Annotated in this window: 17 protein-coding genes; 13 read left to right on the top strand and 4 right to left on the bottom strand. The window is 66.4% G+C overall.

Features of this window, described 5'->3' with window-relative positions; translation table 11 throughout:
- Window positions 1–47: 47 nt before the first annotated feature.
- From ACEN9F_RS14375 to ACEN9F_RS14395, 5 genes are all read left to right on the top strand, one after another.
- Complete coding sequence (locus tag ACEN9F_RS14375) at window positions 48–2,909, top strand: TonB-dependent receptor (RefSeq protein WP_413420701.1); 2,862 nt, start codon at window positions 48–50, stop codon at window positions 2,907–2,909.
- A 3-nt stretch (window positions 2,910–2,912) separates the two neighbouring features.
- The gene (locus tag ACEN9F_RS14380; RefSeq protein ID WP_413420702.1) at window positions 2,913–4,043 is read left to right on the top strand and encodes a glycoside hydrolase family 88 protein; all 1,131 of its coding nucleotides are present in this window, start codon (window positions 2,913–2,915) and stop codon (window positions 4,041–4,043) included.
- A gap of 12 nt (window positions 4,044–4,055) precedes the next feature.
- Window positions 4,056–5,318 (top strand): DUF2264 domain-containing protein, encoded by a 1,263-nt coding sequence (locus ACEN9F_RS14385; protein ID WP_413420703.1) that lies wholly within the window; start codon window positions 4,056–4,058, stop codon window positions 5,316–5,318.
- A 20-nt stretch (window positions 5,319–5,338) separates the two neighbouring features.
- Complete coding sequence (locus ACEN9F_RS14390) at window positions 5,339–7,690, top strand: beta-galactosidase (protein ID WP_413420704.1); 2,352 nt, start codon at window positions 5,339–5,341, stop codon at window positions 7,688–7,690.
- Between the two features lie 90 nt (window positions 7,691–7,780).
- The gene (locus ACEN9F_RS14395; protein WP_413420705.1) at window positions 7,781–8,806 is read left to right on the top strand and encodes an MASE1 domain-containing protein; all 1,026 of its coding nucleotides are present in this window, start codon (window positions 7,781–7,783) and stop codon (window positions 8,804–8,806) included.
- Here the strand turns inward: ACEN9F_RS14395 and ACEN9F_RS14400 are convergent.
- Complete coding sequence (locus ACEN9F_RS14400; RefSeq protein ID WP_413420706.1) at window positions 8,803–9,558, bottom strand: helix-turn-helix domain-containing protein; 756 nt, start codon at window positions 9,556–9,558, stop codon at window positions 8,803–8,805. The genes ACEN9F_RS14395 and ACEN9F_RS14400 overlap by 4 nt on opposite strands.
- A 101-nt stretch (window positions 9,559–9,659) precedes the next feature.
- Between ACEN9F_RS14400 and ACEN9F_RS14405 the strand changes: the two genes are divergently transcribed.
- From ACEN9F_RS14405 to ACEN9F_RS14440, 8 genes are all read left to right on the top strand, one after another.
- On the top strand, window positions 9,660–10,592 hold the full coding sequence (locus ACEN9F_RS14405) for a 4-hydroxyproline epimerase (RefSeq protein WP_413420707.1): 933 nt from the start codon (window positions 9,660–9,662) through the stop codon (window positions 10,590–10,592).
- Window positions 10,589–11,695, top strand: a complete 1,107-nt coding sequence (locus ACEN9F_RS14410) for an NAD(P)/FAD-dependent oxidoreductase (protein ID WP_413420708.1) — start codon at window positions 10,589–10,591, stop codon at window positions 11,693–11,695. Before ACEN9F_RS14405 ends, ACEN9F_RS14410 begins: the two co-directional genes overlap by 4 nt.
- Window positions 11,688–11,957, top strand: coding sequence for a 2Fe-2S iron-sulfur cluster-binding protein (locus ACEN9F_RS14415; RefSeq protein ID WP_413420709.1), 270 nt, complete (start codon window positions 11,688–11,690; stop codon window positions 11,955–11,957). The genes ACEN9F_RS14410 and ACEN9F_RS14415 overlap by 8 nt, the downstream gene beginning before the upstream one ends.
- Window positions 11,954–13,216 (top strand): FAD-dependent oxidoreductase, encoded by a 1,263-nt coding sequence (locus ACEN9F_RS14420; RefSeq protein WP_413420710.1) that lies wholly within the window; start codon window positions 11,954–11,956, stop codon window positions 13,214–13,216. The genes ACEN9F_RS14415 and ACEN9F_RS14420 overlap by 4 nt, the downstream gene beginning before the upstream one ends.
- Window positions 13,217–13,238: 22 nt before the next feature.
- Window positions 13,239–14,150 carry a dihydrodipicolinate synthase family protein gene (locus tag ACEN9F_RS14425; RefSeq protein ID WP_413420711.1) on the top strand — a complete coding sequence of 304 codons (912 nt, stop codon included), beginning with the start codon at window positions 13,239–13,241 and terminating at the stop codon, window positions 14,148–14,150.
- 77 nt (window positions 14,151–14,227) lie between these two features.
- A complete protein-coding gene (locus ACEN9F_RS14430) occupies window positions 14,228–15,277 on the top strand; it encodes a hypothetical protein (protein WP_413420712.1) in 1,050 nt (349 codons plus the stop codon).
- Between the two features lie 156 nt (window positions 15,278–15,433).
- Window positions 15,434–18,085, top strand: coding sequence for a DUF3857 domain-containing protein (locus ACEN9F_RS14435; protein ID WP_413420713.1), 2,652 nt, complete (start codon window positions 15,434–15,436; stop codon window positions 18,083–18,085).
- Window positions 18,086–18,101: 16 nt separating this feature from the next.
- Window positions 18,102–19,292, top strand: a complete 1,191-nt coding sequence (locus ACEN9F_RS14440) for a hypothetical protein (RefSeq protein WP_413420714.1) — start codon at window positions 18,102–18,104, stop codon at window positions 19,290–19,292.
- Window positions 19,293–19,303: 11 nt separating this feature from the next.
- On the opposite strand, the gene ACEN9F_RS14445 is transcribed toward ACEN9F_RS14440, so the two are convergent.
- From ACEN9F_RS14445 to ACEN9F_RS14455, 3 genes are all read right to left on the bottom strand, one after another.
- Window positions 19,304–20,296 (bottom strand): LacI family DNA-binding transcriptional regulator, encoded by a 993-nt coding sequence (locus ACEN9F_RS14445; protein WP_413420715.1) that lies wholly within the window; start codon window positions 20,294–20,296, stop codon window positions 19,304–19,306.
- A gap of 70 nt (window positions 20,297–20,366) precedes the next feature.
- The gene (locus ACEN9F_RS14450) at window positions 20,367–21,503 is read right to left on the bottom strand and encodes an aldose epimerase family protein (protein WP_413420716.1); all 1,137 of its coding nucleotides are present in this window, start codon (window positions 21,501–21,503) and stop codon (window positions 20,367–20,369) included.
- A gap of 13 nt (window positions 21,504–21,516) precedes the next feature.
- Entirely contained in the window at window positions 21,517–22,920 is a 1,404-nt protein-coding gene (locus tag ACEN9F_RS14455; RefSeq protein ID WP_413420717.1) for an MFS transporter, read from the bottom strand.
- Window positions 22,921–23,069 lie beyond the last annotated feature (149 nt).

Below are 23,069 nucleotides of genomic sequence, written 5' to 3' on the forward strand. Positions count from 1 at the left end.
ATACTGAGAAGATTACTCAGAGATCCCGATTTGCCACTGAGGACGATATGAAAAAGAAAATACTGGAGACAATGGTACCGCTAGCATTGGCGGCCCTGTACAACCCATCGGCGTTCGCCCAGGCGGCGCCCGCCAGCGGCGCGGCCGACACCGCGCCGACCGCCGCGCCGGAAGAAAAGGTCGAGACCGTGGTCGTCACCGGCTTCCGCTCCAGCCTGCAAAAGGCGCTGAACCTGAAGCAGCAGGCCATCGGCGTGCGCGACTCCATCGTTGCCGAGGACATCGGCAAGTTCCCCGAGGCCAACGTCGCCGAATCGCTGCAGCGCGTGCCGGGCGTGATCCTGAACCGCGACGAATCGTCGGGCGAAGGCCAGCGCATCTCGATCCGCGGCCTGCCGACCGACTACTCGGTCACCACGCTGAACGGCGCGCCGGTCAACACCACTTCGACCGCCACCATCGGCAGCGCCGCGCGCGGCTTCAACTACGACGTCTTCGCCTCCGAGCTGTTCGGCCGCGTCGACTTCTACAAATCGCCGCTGGCCGAGCTGACCGAGGGCGGCCTGGGTGGCGTGGTCGATCTGCAGACCCCGCGCCCGTTCGACAATCCGAAGCGCACCATCCGCTACGGCCTGACCGACACTTACAACACCAGCTCCAAGCACAACGACCCGAACGGCTACGCGCTGTACTCCAACACCTGGGACAAGCTCGGCTTCCTGGTCGGCGTGTCGCACTCGGGCAGCATCAACACGCGCTCGGGCTTCGAGGCGACCGGCGGCTACAACAGCTCCTTCCGCGGCAGCCAGAATCCGGTCAAGGGCAACTTCGCCGTCACGCTGGACTACGACGATCCGCGCGCCAACCTGTCCGGCTACACCAGGGACCAGATCGACAACGCCCTGCTGCCGCGCATCTACCGCTTCTACGGCTCGCAGAACGAGCGCACGCGCGACGGCCTGGTGTCGTCGCTGCAATGGAAGACGCCGACGCTGAACCTCAGCTTCGACACCATGTACTCCAAGCTGGAAAACACCCGCGCCGAACAGCTGTTCGGCATCCTGGTCCGCAGCACCAAGACCACCAACCGCACGCTGCCCGCCGGCGCCACCGGCAACAACGGCCTGATTCCGGTCAACGTCCACATCGACCCGGCCACCAACCTGCTGACCGGCACCTTTGCCAACACCACCTACAACGCCGGCGCGGCCTACACCGAAGACGAGACCAAGTTCGGCTACGGCGCCCTGAACGGCAGCTGGAAGGCCAGTCCGAAGCTGACGCTGTCCGGCCAGGCCAGCCTGAACCAAAGCACCGCGACCAGCGCCACCGGCCAGCTGTCCGGCTACATCTACGGCGCGCAATCGACCATCGACTACGGCAGCGACCACGTCTACCCGTCGATCTCCTCGCCGACCAGCTACACCGATCCGAACAGCTGGTCGGGCTTCACCATCGGCACCGGCTGGACCAAGGAAACCGACAAGGGCAAGCAGGCGCGCGTGATCGCCGACTGGGACTACGACCTGCCCGGCGAATGGACCGGCCACCTGAAGACCGGCCTGAGCTACGTCTCCACCACCAAGGGCGTCAACAAGCGCAACGGCACCGCGCTGGCCACCGCCAAGTTGAACAGCATCGGCGCGGCCGGCCTGCGCAACGCCATGACCAGCCAACTGCCGATCGACAACCTGGACTTCGGCGCCGGCTGGCCGCACAGCTGGGCCACCTGGAACAGCAGCTACTTCTATTCGCAGTTCGACCCGAACGCCTACAACCCGGACTCCTCGTTCACGCCGTCGCAAAGCTTCTCGGCGGAGGAAGCGGTCAAGACCGCCTTCGTGCAGTCCGACTTCAAGGGTGATGTGGGCGGCCATGCGCTGCGCTTCAACGCCGGCGTGCGCTTCTCCGGCACCGACACCAGCATCGACAACTTCAAGCAGAAGGGCGCCGGCCTGGTGTACTCGCCCAACCATGAAAGCGGCTCGTACAGCAATGTGCTGCCGGCCGTCAGCAGCGCGCTGGACCTGACGGACGACCTGATGTGGCGCGCCTCGTGGGGCAAGACCATCACCCGCGCCTCGCTGTCGATCATCGCCGGCCAGACGGTGATCCCTAACCAGTTCGACAACTCGGCCACCTCGGGCAATCCGAACCTGCGTCCGCAGCAGTCGAAGAACCTGGACACCAGCCTGGAATGGTACTTCCAGCCGGGCAGCATGCTGTCGGCCGCCGTGTTCAAGAAAGACCTGACCGACGCCACCGTCGCCAACACCCAGGTGGTCACCTTCGGTTCGCTGGGCCTGCCGGATACGGCCCTGGGTCCCTTGTTCCAGGATGCCAACGGCCACGTCGATCCCAACCTGGCGATGACGCTGCGCAGCTACACCAACGCCGGCCAGCAGACGCTGAAGGGCTACGAGCTGGCCTACCAGCAGGCGTTCAGCTTCCTGCCCGCGCCGTTCAACGGCATGGGCGCGCTGGCCAGCTACACGCACATCAATCCGTTCAACAGCGCGGCCTGGATCACCAATGCGGGCAAGGTCATCGACGTCAACTCGGTGCCGAAGTATGCCTACAGCGCCACCGTCTATTACGAGCAGGGCCCGCTGGCGCTGCGCATGTCCTACAACTACAAGGACAAGTCGCTGCATCCGGATAACCCGCGCAACCTGGGCGATGACCTGATCCGCTGGCGCGCAGGCCGCGGCTACCTCGACGCCAACGTCAGCTACAAGATCAACGACATGCTGGAGTTCCGCATCGATGCGCTCAACCTGAGCAACACGCTGGCCTACGACTACTTCGAAGACGCCAGCGGCCAGTACGGCAGCGGCAAGAAGACCCGCATGGACTACGCGAAGTATGATGGCCGGACGATCAAGTTCGGTATCCGGGGAAAACTCTAATCCATGATGAAACGACTCCTGGCAACCAGCGCCCTGGCGCTGGGTTTGGCCGGCTGCAGCGCGCTGCAGCCGGCGGTCGGCACCTCCGAACAGGAGGTGGTCGGCATTATCAACAAGGTCAACGGCTACTGGCAGCAGCGCGAGACGCCGCAGAAATGGTCGTTCTGGGATATCGCCGCCTACCATACGGGGAATATGGAGGCCTACCAGGTCACCGGCAATCCGGCCTGGCGCAAATACTCGGAGGACTGGGCCGCCCACAACCAGTGGCAAGGCGCCAAGGCCGCCGACAAATCCAAATGGAAGTACCAGTACGGCGAGACCGACGACCACGTGATGTTCGGCGACTGGCAGATCTGCTTCCAGACCTATGCGGATCTTTATCAACTGGACCAAGACCCGCAAAAGATCGCCCGCGCCCGCGAGGTGATGGAATACCAGATGAGCACGCCGAACAAGGATTACTGGTGGTGGTCGGACGGCTTGTACATGGTGATGCCGGTCATGACCAAGATGTACAACATCACCGGCAACCGCCTGTACCTGGAGAAGCTGCATGAATACTTCGAGTACTCGAACGGCATCATGTTCGACAACGCCGAGCAGCTCTACTACCGCGACGCGCGCTACGTCTATCCCAAGCACCAGAGCGTGAACGGCAAGAAGGACTTCTGGTCGCGCGGCGACGGCTGGGTGTTCGCCGGCCTGGCCAAGGTGCTGAAGGACCTGCCCAAGGGCGATCCCTACCGCGCCGAATACCTTGCCAAGTTCAAGGGCATGGCGCAGGCGCTGCAGAAGGCGCAGACCAGCGATGGCTACTGGACCCGCAGCCTGCTCGATCCGCAGCACGCGCCAGGGCCGGAAACCAGCGGCACCGCCTTCTTCGTGTATGGCTACCTGTGGGGCATCAACAACGGCGTGCTCGATCGCGAAGCGTACCTGCCGACGGTGCGCAAGGGCTGGCACTACCTGAGCAAGACCGCGCTGCAGGCGGACGGCAAGATCGGCTATGTGCAGCCGATCGGCGACCGCGCGATACCCGGACAGGTGGTCGACCAGAACTCGACCACGGCGTTCGGCGTGGGCGCTTACCTGCTGGCCTCGTCGGAGCTGGTACGCCTGCTGCGACAATAATACGGAGACACGATGGAACGACGTAACTTCATACAGGCGATGGTGGCCGGCTCCGCCGCCGGCGGCGTGATGGCGGCGCAGGGCGCGGCGGCTGCAACCGCCAAGCCTGCGGCGGCCGGCGACGCCCGCGCGCAGCTGGCGGCGCTGGCGCAAAAGATGTCCGAACCGGTGCTGACCAATCTGGCGGCCGGCACCCTGAAGAAAAACTTCGTCCTGGAGGTCAGCCCGACCTGGGATGGCCGCGACAAGGGCGTGGCCTACCTCGAATGCTTCGGCCGGCTGATCGCCGGCGTCGCGCCGTGGCTGGCCCTGGCGGACGACGGCACGCCGGAAGGCCGCACCCGCAAGCGCCTGCAGCAACTGGCGCTGCAAAGCTATGCCAACTCGGTCGATCCGTCCAACCCGGACTACCTGCTGTGGAAAGGGCCGGGCCAGACGCTGGTCGATTCGGCCTACTTCACCAACGCGCTGATACGCGCGCCGAAGGCGCTGTGGGATCCGCTCGACGCCAGGACCAAGCAGCGCATCATCGCCGAGATCAAGTCGCTGCGCCGCATCGAGCCGCCGTACATCAACTGGATGCTGTTCGCCGCCATGAACGAGGCCTGGCTGATGTCGATCGGCGAGGAGTTCGATCCGCTGCGCATGAACGTCGCCATCCGAAAAATCAACGAATGGTACGTCGGCGACGGCTGGATCAAGGACGGCGACGCCTTCCACTTCGACTACTACAACGCCTTCGTCATGCATCCGATGCTGGTCGAGATCCTCGACGTGCTCGACCAGCGCAAGGGCGCGTTCTGGAACGGCAAGCCGGAAGAGCTGCGCGCGCAAGCCGTCAAGCGCATGCAGCGCTACAGCGAGCACCTGGAACGCTTCATTTCCACCGACGGCAGCTTCCCGCCCATCGGCCGCTCGCTCACCTACCGCACGGCGGCGTTCCAGCCGCTGGCGCTGCTGGCCCTGCGCAAGCAGCTGCCGGCCAGCCTGCCGGAAGGCCAGGTGCGCGCCGCGCTGCAGGCGGTGCACAAGGCCGTGTGGTCGGCGCCCGGCAATTTCAAGGACGGCTACCTGACCATCGGCTTCGTCGGCCATCAGCCGGAGCTGGGCGACTGGTACTCGAACAACGGCAGCATGTACATCGCCTCGGCCAGCCTGCTGCCGCTGGGCCTGCCAGAGAGCGACAGCTACTGGACCGAGCCGGCGCAGGACTGGACGCAGAAGAAGGCGTTCGCCGGCGCCCGATTCCCGAAAGACTACCCTGTAAACTATTGAGCCGATGAGCTATTGAGCCTATGACTTCCAACCTGGTTACACGACGCCGCGTACTGCGCGGCGCCAGCGCCGCCGTGGGCAGCCTGCTGCTGCCCGTCGCGGCGCAGGTCCATGCGGCCGCCTCCGCGCGCTTCGCCATCGGCGACAGCGACTTCCTGCTGGATGGCCAGCGCCTGCAGATCCGCTGCGGCGAGATGCACTTCGCCCGCGTCCCGCGCGAATACTGGACCCATCGCCTGAAGGCCATCAAGGCCATGGGCCTGAACACCGTCTGCGCCTACCTGTTCTGGAATTACCACGAATGGCGCGAGGGCAAATACGATTGGCAGGGCCAGCGCGACGCCGCCGAATTCTGCCGCCTGGCGCAGCAGGAAGGCCTGTGGGTGATCCTGCGCCCCGGTCCCTATGCCTGCGCGGAATGGGAAATGGGCGGCCTGCCGTGGTGGCTGCTGAAGAGTCCCGGCGACGCCTTCCTGCGCACGCGCGACGCGGCCTTCGTGCAGCCCGCGCGCCGCTGGATGGCGGAAGTGGGCCGCGTGCTTGGCGCGCAGCAGATCACCAAGGGTGGCCCGATATTGATGGTGCAGGTCGAGAACGAATACGGCTTCTTCGGCGAGGACCTGGACTACATGCGCGAGATGCGCGGCATGCTGCTCGGCGCCGGCTTCGAGGTGCCGCTGTTCCAGTGCAATCCGACCAATGCCGTGGTCAAGTCGCATATCGAAGGCCTGTTCGACGTCGCCAACTTCGGCAGCGATCCGGTGGCCGGCTTCAAGGAACTGGACAAGGTCCAGAAGGGCCCGCGCATGTGCGGCGAATACTACTCCGGCTGGTTCGACACCTGGGGCGCGCCACACCGGCGCGGCTCGGCCAACGGCGCCGTCGCCGACATCCAGACCATGCTGAAGGCGAACGGCTCCTTCAGCCTGTACATGGCGCACGGCGGCACCACCTTCGGCCTGTGGGGCGGCTGCGACCGCCCGTTCCGGCCCGACACCAGCAGCTACGACTACGATGCGCCGATCAGCGAGGCCGGATGGACCGGCGAAAAATTCCAGGCCTACCGCGAGGGCATCAAGCCCTACCTGCAGGCCGGCGAAAAGCTGCCGCCGGCGCCGCCGCAAAATCCGCTGATCGCCATCGCGCCGTTCGCGCTGAAGGAGTCCTCGTCCGTGTTCGCGGCGCTGCCCGCCGCCGCCATCAAGGCCGTGTCGCCGCAGCCGATCGAGCAGTACGACATCAGCCGCGGCATGGTGTCGTACCGCGTCACGCTGCCGGCCGGCCCGGCCGCCACGCTGGAAGCGGCCAAGGTGCGCGACCTGGCCTGGGTCTACGTCGACGGCAAGCAGGTCGGCACCATGGATACGCGCCACCGCCGCTTCAGCGTCGAGCTGCCGGCGCGCAGCAAACCGGCGGTGCTGGAGATCCTGCTGTACACCATCGCCCGCGTCAACTTCGGCGTCGAGATCCACGACCGCAAGGGCCTGCACGGGCCGGTGCGGCTGGGCGGACAGCCGCTGGAAAACTGGGAAATCCGCGCCATCGATTTCGACGCCGACGGCGTGCTGCCGCCGCTGACGTGGAAGACCGGCCGCACCCAGGGTCCGGCCTTCTGGCGCGGCGGCTTCGACGCCGCCCAGGCCGGCGACACCTTCCTCGACATGTCCGGCTGGGGCCAGGGCATCGTCTGGATCAACGGCCGCTGCCTGGGACGCTACTGGAGCATCGGCCCGACCCAGACCATGTATCTGCCCGGCCCGTGGCTCAAGCGCGGACGCAACGAGGTGGTGGTGCTGGACCTGACCGGGCCGCAAAGCGCGCGCATCGCCGGCCTGAAGGCGCCGATCCTCGACCAGCTGCGTCCCGACCGCGACCTGGCCCGCCCGCCGAGCAAGGTCAAGCCGCAACTGGACGGCGTCAAGCCGGTGCATGAAGGCGAGTTCGCGCGCGGCGCCGCCACGCAGGACGTGATGTTTGCGCAGCCGGCCGGCGGCCGCCAGTTCTGCCTTGAATCGCTGGACGCCTTCGACGGCAAGGCCTTTGCCGCCGTGGCGGAACTGGCGCTGCTGGGCGTGGACGGCAAGCCGCTGAACCAGTCCAACTGGACCATCGCCTACGCCAGCAGCGAGGAGGCGACCAGGGAGGACGGTTCGGCGCTCAACGCCATCAACGGCCAGGCCACCGACCACTGGCACACGGCCTACAGCGGCAAGGCGCCGCACGCCGCCCATCCGCACCGCATCATCATCGACCTGGGCAAGCCGGCCATCGTGGCGGGCATGCGCTACACGCCGCGCCAGGGACCGGAGGGCGTCACCGGCCGCATCCGCCGCTACCGCGTCTACGTCGGCGACCAGCTGGCCAAGGGCTAGGCCCGCGCACCGCTGACAACCCGGGGATTGACAGTCCCCGGGTTGTCAGGCAATCATCACGCATTCTGCCCGACTAAAGGCGAACCGCGGATGATCAACCGTCATAAATTCTGGGAGCGGCCCACCTGGCTGTTTTGCCTGCTGCTGCCCCTGTTCCACTTCGCCAGTGTCAAACTGACCTTCTTCTGCGCCGTCACGCCGGAAAACGTGGTGGTGGTCTGGCTGCCCAATGCCGTACTATTGGCCGCGCTGCTGCGCTTTCGCGGCCAGCGCGGACCGCTGCTGGCCGCCCTCACCTTCACCTCCGACGTGCTGGCCAACCTGGTCCCCTTCCCTTGGTACGAAGCGGTACTGCTCAGCGTCGTCAACCTGCTGGAAGTGGTCGTCACCTATTTGCTGATGCGCCACCACCGCGCCTCGTTCCGGCTGCAGCGCGTGCGGGACCTGGTCACTTTCATCCTGGCCGGCCCGGTATTCGGCGCGCTGATGGCGGGCCTGCTGGCGGCGCTGGTGCTGCAGCATGTGGGCGGCTCCACCACCTCCTACTTCACGCTGGCGCGCCTGTGGTGGTTCGGCGACGGCCTTGGGCTGCTGATCTACACGCCGCTGCTGCTGGCTTTCACGCTGCGCCAGCACCAGCGCGTGCGGCTGACCCGCTGGGACGATGCGGCGCTGGTCCTGACGCTGCTGCTGGCGACCGCCGTGCTGTCGGCCCACGGCGGCGAGATCGACGGCGTCTCCGTCACCCCCACTTTGCTGCTGCCGGCGGTGGCGGTGATCGCCTTCCGCTTCGGAACCCGCCTGACCACGCTGTTCGTGGCCCTGATCTCGCTGGCGACGGCGATGATGATGACGACCGGCCTCAAACCCTTCGGCGACGTGCCAGTGCACCTGGAGACGGTGCGGGCGCAGGAATTCATCCTCACGCTGTGCATCGTCGGCATCGGCTTCGCGGTGCTGCTGAACGAGCTGCAGGCGCGCGAGCGGGAACTGGAAAGCCGCGTGCGCCAACGCACGCGCGAGCTGGAGCTATCCAATGAGTTGGTGGCGGCGCTCAGCGCCAGGCAGCGGCGCGACCACCTCGTCGAACCGGATGACGCCGGGACCGGCGCCTAGCCGCCGGCGGACAGCTGGCGGTACTGGCTGGGCGTGAGGCCCGTGGTTGCCTTGAACTGCCGGGTGAAGGCGGAATGGTCGCCGTAGCCGCAGGCCTGGGCGATCTCCGCCACGCTGGCGTCGCCGTTGAGCATGCGCGAGGCGGCTTCCACGCGGGTCTGGATGATCATCTGGCGCGGCGTCAGGTGGAAGATGCGCAGGAAGTAGCGCTCGATCTGCGCCACCGACATATTCGCCGTGCGCGCCAGCTCCGGCAAATGCAGGGGCTGGCCGTATTCCTCGTGGATCAAGCTCACCGCCGCCGCCACCTTGCGGTAGGCCGGATTCTTCTTGTCCGCCATCGCCAGGTCGCGCGAGACGCCGGTCAGGCCGACGATGCGGCCGCCGGTGTCGCGCAGCGCGGTCTTGCGCGTCAGGCACCAGCCGGGATCGCGGTTGGGATACAGGTGCAGTTCCAGCTGGTCGGCGATATCGCTGTCGCCGGCCAGCACCGCCATGTCCTGGGCCAGATAGGTCTGGCCGAAAGGATGGGCGAACAGCTCCGCCGGGGTGCGCCCGATCAGCGCCGACTTGTGCCGCTGGCCGCAGCGCTGCACCAGCGTCTGATTGACCACCACATAACGTCCCTGCGCATCCTTGACGAAAAAAACCACGTCCGGCAGCGCGTCGAACAGCGCTTCGGCGAAGAAGGGATCAGCGATGCCGGCGCCCAGGGCGCGGCGGGCGTCGTCGTGCGGAGATTCGGTTTTCATGGCCCGATTGTGCCAGCTTTTTTTGCGGTTGTGCAGATTTCGTCATTCAACGTGCGCAAACGGTGCAAGACAGCGGCGGCCGGGAAGCCTAAGATTTAAGCATGAAAACCATCTCCATCATCGACTCCCATACCGGCGGCGAACCGACCCGCCTGGTCACCGACGGCGGCCCGGACCTGGGCGCCGGCCCGCTGAGCGAACGCCTGGCCCGGCTGCGCGCCGCGCACGACAACTTCCGCTCCGCCGTGGTGTGCGAGCCGCGCGGCTCGGACGTGCTGGTCGGCGCGCTGCTGTGCGAACCGCACGAACCCGATTGCGCGGCCGGCGTCATCTTCTTCAACAACGTCGGCTACCTGGGCATGTGCGGCCACGGCACCATCGGCCTGGTCGCCTCGCTGGCCTTCATGGGCCGCATCGCGCCCGGGCGCCACCGCATCGATACGCCGGTCGGCGTGGTCGAGGCGGAACTGCATGCGGACGGCAGCGTCACCGTCGACAACGTCGCGTCCTACCGCAGCCGCGCGCAGGTCGGCGTCGAGGTGCCGGGCTACGGCACGGTAACGGGCGACGTCGCCTACGGCGGCAACTGGTTCTTCCTGGTGTCCGGCCACGGGCTGGAACTGGGCGTCCACAATGTCGAGGCGCTGACCACCTACAGCGTGGCCGTCGGCGCGGCGTTGTCGCAGGCCGGCATCACCGGCGACGACGGCGCGCTGATCGACCACATCGAGCTGTTCGCGGACTCGCGCACCGGCGCCGACAGCCAAAGCTTCGTGCTCTGCCCCGGCAAGGCCTACGACCGCTCGCCCTGCGGCACCGGCACCAGCGCCAAGCTGGCCTGCCTGGCGGCCGACGGCAAGCTGGCCGAGGGCGCGCTGTGGAAGCAGGAAAGCGTGATCGGCAGCGTGTTCGAAGCGTCCTACGCCTATCGCGGCCAGCAGCTGATCCCCAGCATCCGCGGCAAGGCCTGGGTCAACGCGCAGGCGCAGCTGATCCTCGATCCGGCCGATCCTTTCGTGTGGGGCATCCGGTGAATAACGCCGAAGTGATCGTCATCGGCGCCGGCATCGTCGGCGCCGCCTGTGCGGACGCGCTCAGCGAGCGCGGCGTGCGGGTGGCGGTCATCGAGCAGGACATCGCCGGCGGCGGCGCCACCGCGGCCGGCATGGGCCACCTGGTGGTCATGGACGACAACGAGGCCGAGCTGGCGCTGTCGGCGTATTCGGTCTCGCTGTGGAAGGACCTGGTGGGCGACCGCCCGCAGCGTCACGAATACAGCGGCTGCGGCACCATCTGGGTCGCCGCCGACGAGGAAGAAATGGACGCCGCGCGCGTCAAGGCGCGGACGCTGTCGGCCCACGGCCTCGATTGCGAGCTGCTGTCGCCGGCCGCGCTGTATGCGCGCGAACCGCAACTGCGCGCCGGGCTGGCCGGCGGCCTGCTGGTCGGCGGCGACGGGCTGGTCTATCCGCCCAAGAGCGCGCGCATCCTGCTGGACCGCGCCATGCGGCGCGGCACGGTCACCAGGCGCGCCACGGTGGCGGCGATCGAAGACCACGGCGTGCTGCTGACGGACGGCACCCGCCACCAGGCGCAGCACATCGTGCTGGCGGCCGGCTCGCGCTCGACCGCGCTGCTGCCGGAGCTGCCGGTGCAGCCCAAAAAAGGACACCTGGCCATCACCGACCGCTATCCGGGCTTCGTCCGGCACCAGCTGGTGGAACTGGGCTATATCAAGAGCGCCCATGCGGCCAGCGGCGACTCGGTCGCCTTCAATTTGCAGCCCCGTCCTACCGGACAAATCCTGATCGGCTCCTCCCGCCAGTTCGACACAATCGACCCGGCGGTGGAGCCGGCCATGCTGCAACGGATGCTGCGCCATGCGGCCACCTTCACGCCGCAGCTGGCGGAACTGAATATCGTGCGCTGCTGGACCGGCCTGCGCGCCGCCACGCCGGACGGCCTGCCGCTGATCGGCCCCTGCGCCGCGCGGCGCGGACTGTGGCTGGCCACCGGCCACGAAGGCCTCGGCATCACCACTTCGCTGGCGACGGCGCAGCTGCTGGCCGCCCAGATCCAGGGCGAAAGCGCGCGCATTCCCGCCGCGCCGTATCTGCCGGGGCGCTTCCATGACTAGCGCCGGCACAGGCACCACCGTCACCCTCAGCATCGACGCCCGCAGCGTCAGCGTCGAGGCGGGCGTCACCGTGGCCGCCGCGATCGCGATCGCCGGCAGCGGCGTGACCCGCCGCTCGGTCGGCGGCGCCGCGCGCGCCCCCTTGTGCGGCATGGGCATCTGCCAGGAATGCCGCGTCACCATCGACGGCCGCATGCACCAGCTGTCCTGCCAGACCCTGTGCGCCGAAGGCATGCACGTGGTCACGGAGGGCGCCGCATGAAACGCTACGACATCATCGTCGTCGGCGCCGGCCCGGCGGGACTGGCGGCGGCCCATGCCGCCGCCTCGCACGGGGCGCGCATCGCCATCGTCGACGACAACCCGCTGGCGGGCGGCCAGATCTGGCGCGGGGGACTGGACAGGCAAACCGATCCGCGCGCGCAGCAGTTGTGGAGCGAGCTGCGGGCATCGGCCAGCGTCCACTTCCTGCAGCAGACGCGCGTGCTGTACGCGCCGGAAACGGGCCGGCTGCTGGTGCAGACGCCAACGGCGTCGGACACGCTGCACCACGATCAACTGATACTGGCGACCGGCGCGCGCGAGCGGCTGCTGCCCTTCCCCGGCTGGACGCTGTCCGGCGTCACCGGCGCCGGCGGCTTGCAGGCCCTGGCCAAGGGCGGCTATCCGCTGCAGGGCAAACGCGTGGTGGTGGCCGGCAGCGGCCCGCTGCTGCTGGCGGTGGCGTCCACGCTGCAAGCCAAGGGCGCGCTGATCGTCGCCATCGTCGAACAGGCGTCGACGCCGGCGCTGGCGCGCTTCGGCTTCGGCCTGCTGGCGACGCCATCCAAGATCACGCAGGCGCTGCAACTGGCGGGACAGCTCAAAGGCGTGCCGTACATGCGCGACAGCTACGTGTGCTCGGCGCATGGCGACGGCACGCTGCAATCGGTGCAGATACAACGCGGCGGCGAACGCGAACTGGAAGCGCTGCAATGCGACTACCTGGCCTGCGGCTACGGCCTGCTGCCCAACCTGGAACTGGCGCAAGCGCTGGGCTGCGCCACCGTTCAGCGCGGCGCCCAAACCGTGGTCGAGGTGGACGAATGGCAGCATACCTCCGTGCCCGGCATCTACTGCGCCGGTGAAGGCACGGGCGTGGGCGGCGTCGACCTGGCGCTGGCCGAAGGCCGCATCGCCGGCCTGGCCGCCAGCGGCCACGTCGAAGCGGCGCAGGAAGCCTTCGGCCGCCGCGCGCGCTGGCAGAAATTCGCCGGCCGCCTGGAGCGCGCCTTTGCGCTGCGGCCGGAACTGCGGACGCTGGCCGGAGACGACACCATCGTCTGCCGCTGCGAAGACGTCTGCCACGGCGAGCTGCGCACGCACACCGCCTGGCGCAGCGCCAAGCTGCAAACGCGCTGCGGCATGGGGCCATGCCAGGGCCGCATCTGCGGCGGCGCCACTGAAATTCTGTACGGCTGGCGTCCCGACGCCGTCCGCCTGCCGATATCGCCCGCACGGGTCTCAAGCATCATCGATTAGCACCAACTCAAAGGAGAACAGCATGACAGCAGCAAAATGGGCAGGGGTCTTCCCCGCAGTCACCACCAAGTTCAAAGAGAACGAGGACCTCGACCACGCCGAAATGGAAAAGCACTTCGCCTTCCAGATCGACAGCGGCGTCAACGCGCTGTTGACCTGCGGCTCGCTGGGCGAAGCCAGCACCCTGTCCTTCGATGAAAAACTGGAAGTGACCAAGACCGCGCTGAACGTCGCCGCCGGCCGCGTGCCGGTGCTGGTCAACGTCAGCGAAACGCGCACGGCGACCGCCTGCCGCTTCGTCGAGAAGGCGCACGAGCTGGGCGTGCAGGGCTTGATGGTGATGCCGTCGGTGCTGTACGCGGCCGACTCGCGCGAAGCGATGGACAACCTGCGCACCATCGCCAAGGCGGCGCAGCTGCCGATCATGGTCTACAACAACCCGGTCTCGTACAAGGTGGACCTGACGCCGGAAGACTTCAAGGAACTGGCCGACTGCGAATGGATCGTCGCGATCAAGGAATCGACCGACAACGTGCGCCGCATCACCGACCTGCGCAACGCCGTCGGCCACCGCTACCAGCTGTTCATGGGCGTGGACGACCTGTCGTTCGAAGGCCTGGCGGTGGGCGCGGACGGCCTGCTGGCCGGCCTGGTGGTGGCGTTCCCGAAAGAGACGGTCGCGCTGTACAAGCTGATGAAAGCCAAGCGCTGGGATGAAGCGCTCAAGCTGTACCAGTGGTTCATGCCGCTGATGCACCTGGACGTCTCGAACAAGCTGGTACAGAACCTGAAGCTGGTGGAAACGCTGGCCGGCGTCGGCAACGAAAACGTACGCCGTCCGCGCCAGCCGCTGCAAGGCGCCGACCGCGCCCGCGTCACCGCCATCGTCCAGCAGGCGCTGGCGACCCGTCCCGACGTCAGCACGCTGTTCTAAGCGGTACCGGACCGGCGGTCTTGCGAGCTTAAATAATCGATAAGGTAGAATGCCTTATCGATTTCACGCCGGTTACAATGACGACTTATCCGCCTGGCTTCATGCCAGCAATCCGCAAGCTGCTGCCCATGCTGCTCGCCGCTTCCATCGCCGAAGCAAGCCATGCTCAAGCCCGGCAACAGCCTGCCGTCTTTACCGAGAATGTGGCGGTGATCAGACTGCTCAAGCGCTTCGACCTGCCGCCGATGATACGACAGCGGCTGGCGCACCCGCCGGAGGCCGATGCGCGCCTGCGGGAAGTCATGGTCTACATGAGTACCCATGCCACAGATGACGACATCTATCGCGGCATGTCCCCGCTCTACGCGCGGCATGTCTCGATCAGCGACGCCAACCGGCTGTCCACCGGCCTGGCCAATGCCCAAGCCTATGGCAACCTGAAAAAACTGGTCGAGCCGGAGTTCGATACCGCGCTGGTCGATTGGTGCCGCGACTACTACACCGAACGCCTGGCGATCGGCATAAAAAGCATCTACGCGGCGATTGACCGGCAGCCGGCCGGCGCGCCGGTTCCGGACGTGACGCCGCCGCCCATCGGCCTGCCGGCCGTGGACCAGGCACTGGCATTAATAGCGGAAATCAGGGCCACATCCACCCGGCTGGACCAGGCGTTGGAGAAGGTCTTCAGGAGCCCGGAGCTTGGGGAACTGCTGCAGCCCGCGCGTCTGGCTAGCCCGGCCGGCATCGCCCGATCCAGGGCAAGTTTGCTCAAGCTGGAAGAACAACTGGAAAGCTACCTCCACGAGCGGGAAAAACTGCAAGCAGGCTACCGGCCGCGCACAGAGGCGCTGTTTTCCGACCGCAAGCTGCGCGCGGGACTGGCAACCGGCTGGTCCGCACTGTACAGCCACGAAGTGGCATTCGCCGAGAGCGAACGCGCAGGCCTGGACGCGCTGCGGCGCGTACTCGATTTCGCCGAATCGCGGCAAGGCAAAATCCACCTGAAAGATGAACAGCTGGAATTTGACGACGACGATGATGTCCCGCTGTTCAACGCCATGCTGGACCAGCTTGAGAAAGCGGCGGAGGAGCAACCCCGGCCAATAGTGGAAAGCCAAGGGCGTTAGTCATTTTATAAGGTAAAATTGCCTTATTGAAATTAATCCGTTGCCTCTACAATGCGTCCCTCCCGTTTCTTGCACGCCTGCTGTGTATCCGTCCTGCTGCTCTCCACCTGTACGATAGCTCAGCAACTTCCAGCCCAGCCAAGCGGGCCCCGCAGCGTGCAAGTCGCGGAAAGCGCGTTTACCCGCGGCGATCCGGTACCGGCCTGGGTCGACGATGTGCGCGAGATTCCGCCGCCGCTCAAGGGCGGACCGCTCTCCGTACGTCTGGCGGACGTGCAGTTCCATGTGGCCGAGCGTCCGACCGTCTACGCGCACCGCGCGCTGACCGCCAACGAGGCCGCGAGCCTGTCGGCGCTGGGCCAGTACGAGATCAGCTTCCAGCCCGAGTACCAACGCGTGCAGCTGCATAGCCTGCGCGTCCTGCGCGGCGGACAAACGATCGACAAGCTAAAAACCGCCGACATCCGCTTCCTGCAGCGCGAGACCGGCCTGGACCAGGGCCTGTACTCGGGCACCGTCACCGCCGCCATCGTCACCGAGGACGTGCGCGTGGGCGACACGCTGGAGCTGGCGTATTCGGTGATCGGCCAGAATCCTGTCTTCGAGGGGAAATTCTTCGAAGCCGCGTCATGGGACAGCCCGGCGCCGCTCAGCCTGCGCCGCGTGTCGATCGACATGCCGCAGCAGCGCACCATCCACTATCGGATGATCGGCGTCGGCGCCACGCTCAAGCCGGCGGAGACCGTCGCCAACGGCCGCCGTATCCTGCGCTTTGAAGCGCGCGGCATGCCGGCTTTGCTGGGCGAGCCGTACGTGCCCCGGGACGTGCATGGCTACCGCTTCATCCAGTTCTCTGAAATGGACAACTGGGGAGAGGTTAACCATTGGGCGCTCGGACTGTTCGAAACCGGGCCGGCCGGCCCGGCCCTGGAGGAGGCCCTGCGCAGCGCGCGCCTGGCCGCCACGTTGCCGGACAAGGTGTCCAAGGTGCTTGAATTCGTACAGAACGACATCCGCTACTTGTCGCTGTCGATGGGCGAGAACTCGCACCGCCCCTACCCGCCGGCGCAGGTGCTGCAGCGCCGCTACGGCGACTGCAAGGACAAGACGCTGCTGATGGTGACCATGCTGCGCGCGCTGGGCATCGAGGCGCACCCGGTGCTGGTCTCCACCGCGTCCAGGAAGGGGCTGGAGCAAATGCTGCCCAGTCCCACGCTGTTCGATCACGCCATCGTTCGCGCCCGCGTGCAGGGCAAGACGTATTACTTCGATCCAACCCGGTTGGGCCAGTACGGCGCACTGGACCGCATGGGCCAGATCCACGGCGGCGCGCAAGTGCTGGCCATCGCCGCCGGCACCGAAGCGCTGGAATACATCCCGCATCCGGCCGACGCCGCGCTGTACACCGACCAGCGCAGCGAGCGCGTGGAGGTCAGCGCGCTGGACAAGCCTGCCGAACTGCGGGCCCACCTCGAATTCGCCGGCGCCGATGCCGAGAATGGTCGCGTCCAGCTGGCCAATGTCAGCGCCCAGCAGTTGCGCAAGTTCTACGAAGCCTCGATGGGCCGGCGCTATACCGAGTTCGCGTTGCTGGAGGATCCCAGAATCACCGACGATCGCGTCAACAACCGGCTCAGCATCGACCTGCGCTACCGCATCGACAAGTTCATGGAAAAGGACGAGCGCGGATGGCAGATGCGCTACCGGCCAAGCAACCTGATTGACCAGCTGTACGTGCCGGATGTCGCCCAGCGCGCGCTGCCATTGCTGGTGCCGTTCTATCCGGCCATCCATAACTACGACTTCGAGGTGACGCTGCCGCCGGAAGTGGACGCGCGCTACACGCCGTCGCAGAACACCGTCAGCAGCAGCGGCTTCACGCTGACCGAGGCGCTGTCGTTCAACGGCCGCCTGGCGCAGGCCAAGCTGCGGCTGGAGACGACGTCGGACCGCGTGCCCGCCGCCGAAGTGCCAGCCTTTGTCGGCGCCGCGCGCAAAATGAACGAGGCCTTGCAGGGCAGCCTGTACGTCAAGCCCGGCATCATCAAGACCGGCGCCGCGCTGGATTACAAACAGGCGATGCAGGCCCGCATCGAGGCTACCGTCAAGGCCACGACCAAGGTCATCAACGATGCGGCGCTGACCGGCCAGGATCCCGGCGGCGCATGGTGCGAGCGGGCGCGCGCGTATTCGCTGCTGGGCAGGACCGCCGAGGCGCTGAAGGATGCGGCCAAGGCTGTGCAACAGCAGGGCGACGGCTGGGAAAGCCTGGCCTGCCGTGGCGAGACCGGTTTCGCCGCCGGCAATTTCAAAGACAGCGCGGCCGACTTCGCGCGTGCCGTGGCGCTGGGCGCGAACGACAGCGGCACCTGGCTGCTCAAAGGCTGGGCCAATCTCTACCAGGGTAACAAGCGCGAGGCCTTGAGCGATTTCTCCCGCGCCGGCAAAGCCGCCAGCGATCCGCTCGAGCAAACGCGGGGGCGGATCTGGGAAGCGATCGGCGGCGCGCCGGCCGGGCCGCGTCCCGCGGCAGCCGATCTTCCGCTGACAGAAACCTGGCTGAGCGCCGCGCTGGAAATGTTCCAGTCCCAAGGCTCCCCGGAACAGATGCTGCGCCTGGCGAGCCGCGACGGCGCCAGCGGGCTGGAGTCGCGCCTGGTCGAAACCTATTTTTACGCCGGAAAATCGTATCTGATGGCGCAGGACAAACTGCGGGCCCGCGTGTACTTCCAGCGCGCCATCGACAAGGGCGCGCTCACCAGCCGCTACCACCAACTGGCGCGCCTCGAACTGGCGCGCCTGCCATGACATCCACCACCATCGCATGAAGACAATACACCGTTCCCTGATCCTTTTTGCCGGCCTGGCGCTGGCGGTTCTGTCCGCGCCGGCTGCGCCGTCGACGAGCGCCAGCCCTGAGCAACTGACTGCGGCCCGCCACCTGATGCAGGCGATGGCGATGCCCAAGATTATCCGCAATGCGATGGCGCGCGCCCCCAATATCGACCAGGAGAGCTACGATGTCGCGCAACACATGAGCCGCAATGCCAGCGATCCCGAACTCTGCGCCGTGCTGGCGCCGGTCTACGCCAAACATGCGCCAGCGTCCGAGATCGAGCGTCTGGCGAGCGCCTATGAATCCACCATCGGACGCCGCCTGATCTCCAACCTGCTGGCGCAGCAAGGCGTGCTTGAAGGTCTGCGCAAGCCGCCCCTCACCGCCGCCGAAGTACGCGAGGCGCGTGCGATCGATGCGCTGCCGGCCAGCAAGGCCATCGCTGCGGCGAGCGATACGCTCAAGGCAGAAACCATCAGTACCATGACGGCGTGGCGCAATGCCTACTACGTAAGCTATACGCGGCGGGGGCTGGCCGCGCTGCATGAACTCAACACCACGGTGTCCCGGCGTCAGCCAGGCGATCCCGAGCCGCAGCTGACATTCCAGCGTACCGGCTTGGCCACGCTGGACAAGGTGGTGACACTGATGGCCGAGCACACCATTGCCCTCAGCAACGCCAGCATCGCCATGCGCAGCGATCTGGAGAGCTACGATATCCGCGGCATACTGGCAAAGGAACGACTGGCGTCGGCGGACGGCATCGCCCTCAGCAAGCGCGGGCTGACACAAAGCGAAGAGCGGATGGAGCGTTTTTTGCGGGTGATGGAACTGCTGCAGACCTCTTTCCGCCAGCGTCTGGCAAAGATGGTGCAAAATCCGCAGTCGCTGGCGTCGTTCGAGCCCATGATCACGCGCCAATACGAATTCATCGTCGGCTTCGGCGAAAACCAGCGCGCGCTGTTCGACACCTTTGGCCGCGTGCTGGCTTTCTCGCAATCGCGGCTGGGCAAGCTGCACCTGAAGGACGGGCGCCTGCTATTTGACGACGAAGCAGATCTACAGGTGTTCAATACCTTCATGGTGAAAATACGTCAGCTGAGCGACGAAGAATCGAAGCTGCTGGGTAGACAACGCGACGAAACGCCAGCGGCACCTAAGGAACAGAGCGCCGGCTGAACGTTGGCGGCTCAATTGCGCTTGGCGATCGAGCTGCGCAGGATGAGTTGCGGCTCGATGGTGGTGGCGCTGGGTGCCGGCTTGCCGTCGATGGCGGCGAGCAGTTTTTCCATCGCGGCGGCGCCCATGCGCTCGCTCTGCAGATCCACCGTGGTCAGCGGCGGCGAGGTGTACAGGCCGTACTGGATGTTGTCGAAGCCGGCCACCGAGATATCCTCCGGCAGCTTGAAGCCCAGCGTCTGCGCCGATTTCATGAAGCCCAGCGCCATCAGGTCGTTGTAGCAGATCAGCGCTTCCGGGTGCTCGGCGCCCAGCATGATGGACGAGCAGACGCGCTCCCCTTCCGCCGACGTCGGCGCGCTGCCTTCGTGCATCGCCAGCGCCAGCCCGTGCGCGGCCAGGCATTCGCGGATCCCGCCCAGGCGCTCCTCGTCGCGGCGCGAGCGCGGGAAACCCAGGTAGGCGATCCGCTTGTGCCCCAGCGAGACCAGGTGCCGCGTCAGCATGTAGGCGCCGCGATGGTCGTCGCTGATCACCCATGGGATGTCGAGCCGCGTCAGGCGGCCGAAGAACACCAGCGGCTTGCCCAGTTCCGTCATCCAGTCCATCTCCGCCTCGACCATGCGCGAGAACACGATCATGCCGTCCACCCGGCGGCTCAGCGCTTCCAGCAGGGGACGTTCGCGGCCGGGATTCTCTTCGGTGTCGACCAGCAGCAGCGTGTAGCCGTGCGCCTGCGCGACGCGGTTGGCGCCCTTGACGATGCTGGTGAAGTGGGGATTGCTGACGTCCAGCACCGACAGGCCGATGCTCTTGGTGCGGCCGGTGATCATCGACGCCGCCAGCGGGTTGGAACGGTAGCCCAGCTTGGCGATCACTTCCTTGATGGTCGCTTCAACGGCAGGCGAAAAGCGCTGCGCGCCGTTGACGAACTTGGAGACAGTGGCGGTGGAGACCCCGGCTGCCGCCGCGACATCGCGGATGGTTGCTACGTTTTTTTTCATGATCAGACTGTCGGAAAGCGTGGCGGCTGCTGCGCCAAAGGGACAATCTTAGCATGACGGCATGGCCGGTCTAGCGGCGCGACGATCCGGCGGAGAAGCGGAAACTGGTCAGCGACTCGAAACGCTGCCCCGGATACAGCGCCGTGCTCGGGAAGTTGGCGTGATTCGGGCTGTCCGGCAGGTGCTGGGTTTCAAACGCGAAGGCGCCATAACGCTGGTAGCCGACGCCCTCGCCGCCGATTTCCCGGCCGTCGAAACCATTGACGCTGTACAGCTGCACCGACGGCTCGCTGGTGCGCACTTCCAGGCGCCGCCCGCTGGCCGTTTCGCCGATCACGGCCACCCGCGCATACGCGCCCTCTTTCTTGCTGAACAACAGGCTGTGGTCGTAGCCGGGCAGTCCGCCGTTCGGCGCCTGCAGCGGCGTGCCCTGCGGCGCGCGCAGCCGCGCGCTGACGCTGGCGCCGCCGCGGAAATCGAGCGGCGTGCCGGCCACGCTGTGCAGCACGCCGGTCGGCACGCGCCGGGCGTCGGTTTCGGCGTAGCGGTCGGCGTCGATCTGGAAGCGGTGCGTCTCCATGCCCTCGACCCCGGCGGCGGCGCCGGCCAGGTTGAAGTAGACGTGGTTGGTCAGGTTGAGCACCGTCGGCGCGCTGGTGGTGGCGCGGTATTCGATCCGGAATTCGTCGCGCTTGCGCAGCAGGCGGTAGGTGACGCTGATGTCCATCGCCCCCGGGAAGTTCTGGTCGCCGTCGGGGCTGTGCAGGCGGTAGACCGAGCCGATCGATTCGCGGTCGGCGAAATCCTGGCGGCGCCAGACGCGCTTGTCGTACGGGTCGGGATCGCCGTGGATGGCGACGCCCCTGGCGTTGGCGCTGAGCTGGACGGTCTTGCCGTCGAGCGTGTAGCGTGCGCCGCCGATGCGGCCGGCGTAGCGGCCGATGATGGCGCCGTAGCGGCCTTGGGTGCGTTCGAAGGCCGGCAGGTCGGGCAGGCTGAGGATGACGTTGCCGCGCTTGCCGCGCCGGTCGGCCACCTCGGCGGCGACCAGCGTGGCGCCGTAGTCGATGTAGGCCAGCCGCATGCCGTTGTCGTTTTCAAGCACGACCTTGTCCACCGGCGCGCCCTTGCTGGTCACGCCGTATGGCTGGACGCGGATGCCGGTGGCCGCTGCCGCCGCTCCTGCGGCCAGCAACGGGACCAGCATCCATATGGCACGCTTACAGATCGGTGATTTCCTTGTGGCGCGGCACCAGGGCCTTCATCACGCCCCAGGCCAGTAGGTAGGCCAGCGCGCAGATGGCGAACATGATCATGTAGCCGGTGTGGATGTCGTTGACCGATTTGTAGTAGTCGAACACCCAGCCGCCCAGCTTGGTCAGCAGCACGCCGCCGATGCCGCCGGCCATGCCGCCGATGCCGATCACCGAGGCCACCGATTTTTGCGGGAACATATCCGACACGGTGGTGAAGATGTTGGCCGACCATGCCTGGTGCGCCGAAGCGCCGACGCCGATCAGCAGTACCGGCACCCAGTAGCTGATCGAGCCGAGCGGCTGCGCCAGCAGCACCACCAGCGGGAAGAAGGCGATCACCAGCATGGCTTTCATGCGGCCGTCATACGGCGCATAGCCGCGCGCCATGAAGTAGCTCGGGAACCAGCCGCCGCCGATGGAGCCGACCATCGTCATGCTGTACAACACGGCCAGCGGCAGCACGATGGCTTCGCCCTTCATGTTGTACTGCGCCGACAGGTAGGTCGGCAGCCAGAACAGGAAGAACCACCAGACGCCGTCGGTCATGAATTTGCCGAACGCGAAGGCCCAGGTCTGGCGATACTTCAGCAGCTGGAACCAGGAGACCTTCTTGGCCGCGGCGATCGAGGCTTCCTCGGTCTTTTCCACCGGCGCCGCCGAGTCGCTGCGGATGTAGGCCAGTTCCGCCTTCGACAAGCGCTTTTGCTGCTCCGGCTTTTCGTACAGCCACAGCCACACGCTCATCCAGATGAAGCCCAGCATGCCGATCATGACGAAGGCCGACTGCCAGCCCCAGATGGCGGCGATCAGCGGCACGCAGATCGGCGCCAGGATCGCGCCGACGTTGGCGCCGGAGTTGAAGATGCCGGTGGCGAAGGAGCGTTCCTTCTTCGGGAAGTATTCGGCGGTGGCCTTGATCGCGGCCGGGAAGTTGCCCGCCTCGCCGACCGCCAGCACCGCGCGCGAAATCATGAAGCCCATGATGGACGGCACCGCCACCACGCCGAACAGGCCCAGCACCTTGACGGCCGCCTCGCCCATCGGCACCGAGGCAGCGTGCATCAGCGCGCCGATCGACCAGACGCAGATGGCGACCACGTACGCGGCCTTGGTGCCGATCTTGTCGACCACGCGGCCGGCGAACAACATCGAGATCGCGTAGACGAACTGGAAGGCGGCGGCGATATTGGCGTAGTCGGTATTGCTCCAGCCAAACTCGGTGGACAAGGCCGGCGCCAGCAAGCTCAGTACCTGGCGGTCCAGGTAGTTGACGGTGGTGGCAAAAAACAACAGTGCACAGATGGTCCAGCGGTATTTACCGACGGTCTGTCCCACCGCTTGCGCATTTACAGGCTCGCTCAGGTTCATGGCATCACTTTATATTTGGTTTTTGGTGATGATCTCTCGGTCTCCACGAGATCATTCTAGTCGTATGTCATCGTACAACCATAAAACGCGATAAGCAAGCGGAAGATGCGGGGAAACCGCTGAAACGCCAGTTTCCCCTGCGACAGTCA

Origin of the sequence: Duganella sp. CT11-25, assembly GCF_047302815.1 — a bacterium.
Classification (GTDB): Bacteria; Pseudomonadota; Gammaproteobacteria; order Burkholderiales; family Burkholderiaceae_D; genus Rugamonas.

Coding starts and splice junctions, on each gene's coding strand:
- ACEN9F_RS14375 (WP_413420701.1), top strand. CDS start 48: ATGAAAAAGAAAATACTGGAGACAATGGTACCGCTAGCATTGGCGGCC.
- ACEN9F_RS14380 (WP_413420702.1), top strand. CDS start 2,913: ATGATGAAACGACTCCTGGCAACCAGCGCCCTGGCGCTGGGTTTGGCC.
- ACEN9F_RS14385 (WP_413420703.1), top strand. CDS start 4,056: ATGGAACGACGTAACTTCATACAGGCGATGGTGGCCGGCTCCGCCGCC.
- ACEN9F_RS14390 (WP_413420704.1), top strand. CDS start 5,339: ATGACTTCCAACCTGGTTACACGACGCCGCGTACTGCGCGGCGCCAGC.
- ACEN9F_RS14395 (WP_413420705.1), top strand. CDS start 7,781: ATGATCAACCGTCATAAATTCTGGGAGCGGCCCACCTGGCTGTTTTGC.
- ACEN9F_RS14400 (WP_413420706.1), bottom strand. CDS start 9,558: ATGAAAACCGAATCTCCGCACGACGACGCCCGCCGCGCCCTGGGCGCC.
- ACEN9F_RS14405 (WP_413420707.1), top strand. CDS start 9,660: ATGAAAACCATCTCCATCATCGACTCCCATACCGGCGGCGAACCGACC.
- ACEN9F_RS14415 (WP_413420709.1), top strand. CDS start 11,688: ATGACTAGCGCCGGCACAGGCACCACCGTCACCCTCAGCATCGACGCC.
- ACEN9F_RS14420 (WP_413420710.1), top strand. CDS start 11,954: ATGAAACGCTACGACATCATCGTCGTCGGCGCCGGCCCGGCGGGACTG.
- ACEN9F_RS14425 (WP_413420711.1), top strand. CDS start 13,239: ATGACAGCAGCAAAATGGGCAGGGGTCTTCCCCGCAGTCACCACCAAG.
- ACEN9F_RS14430 (WP_413420712.1), top strand. CDS start 14,228: ATGACGACTTATCCGCCTGGCTTCATGCCAGCAATCCGCAAGCTGCTG.
- ACEN9F_RS14440 (WP_413420714.1), top strand. CDS start 18,102: ATGAAGACAATACACCGTTCCCTGATCCTTTTTGCCGGCCTGGCGCTG.
- ACEN9F_RS14445 (WP_413420715.1), bottom strand. CDS start 20,296: ATGAAAAAAAACGTAGCAACCATCCGCGATGTCGCGGCGGCAGCCGGG.
- ACEN9F_RS14450 (WP_413420716.1), bottom strand. CDS start 21,503: ATGCTGGTCCCGTTGCTGGCCGCAGGAGCGGCGGCAGCGGCCACCGGC.
- ACEN9F_RS14455 (WP_413420717.1), bottom strand. CDS start 22,920: ATGAACCTGAGCGAGCCTGTAAATGCGCAAGCGGTGGGACAGACCGTC.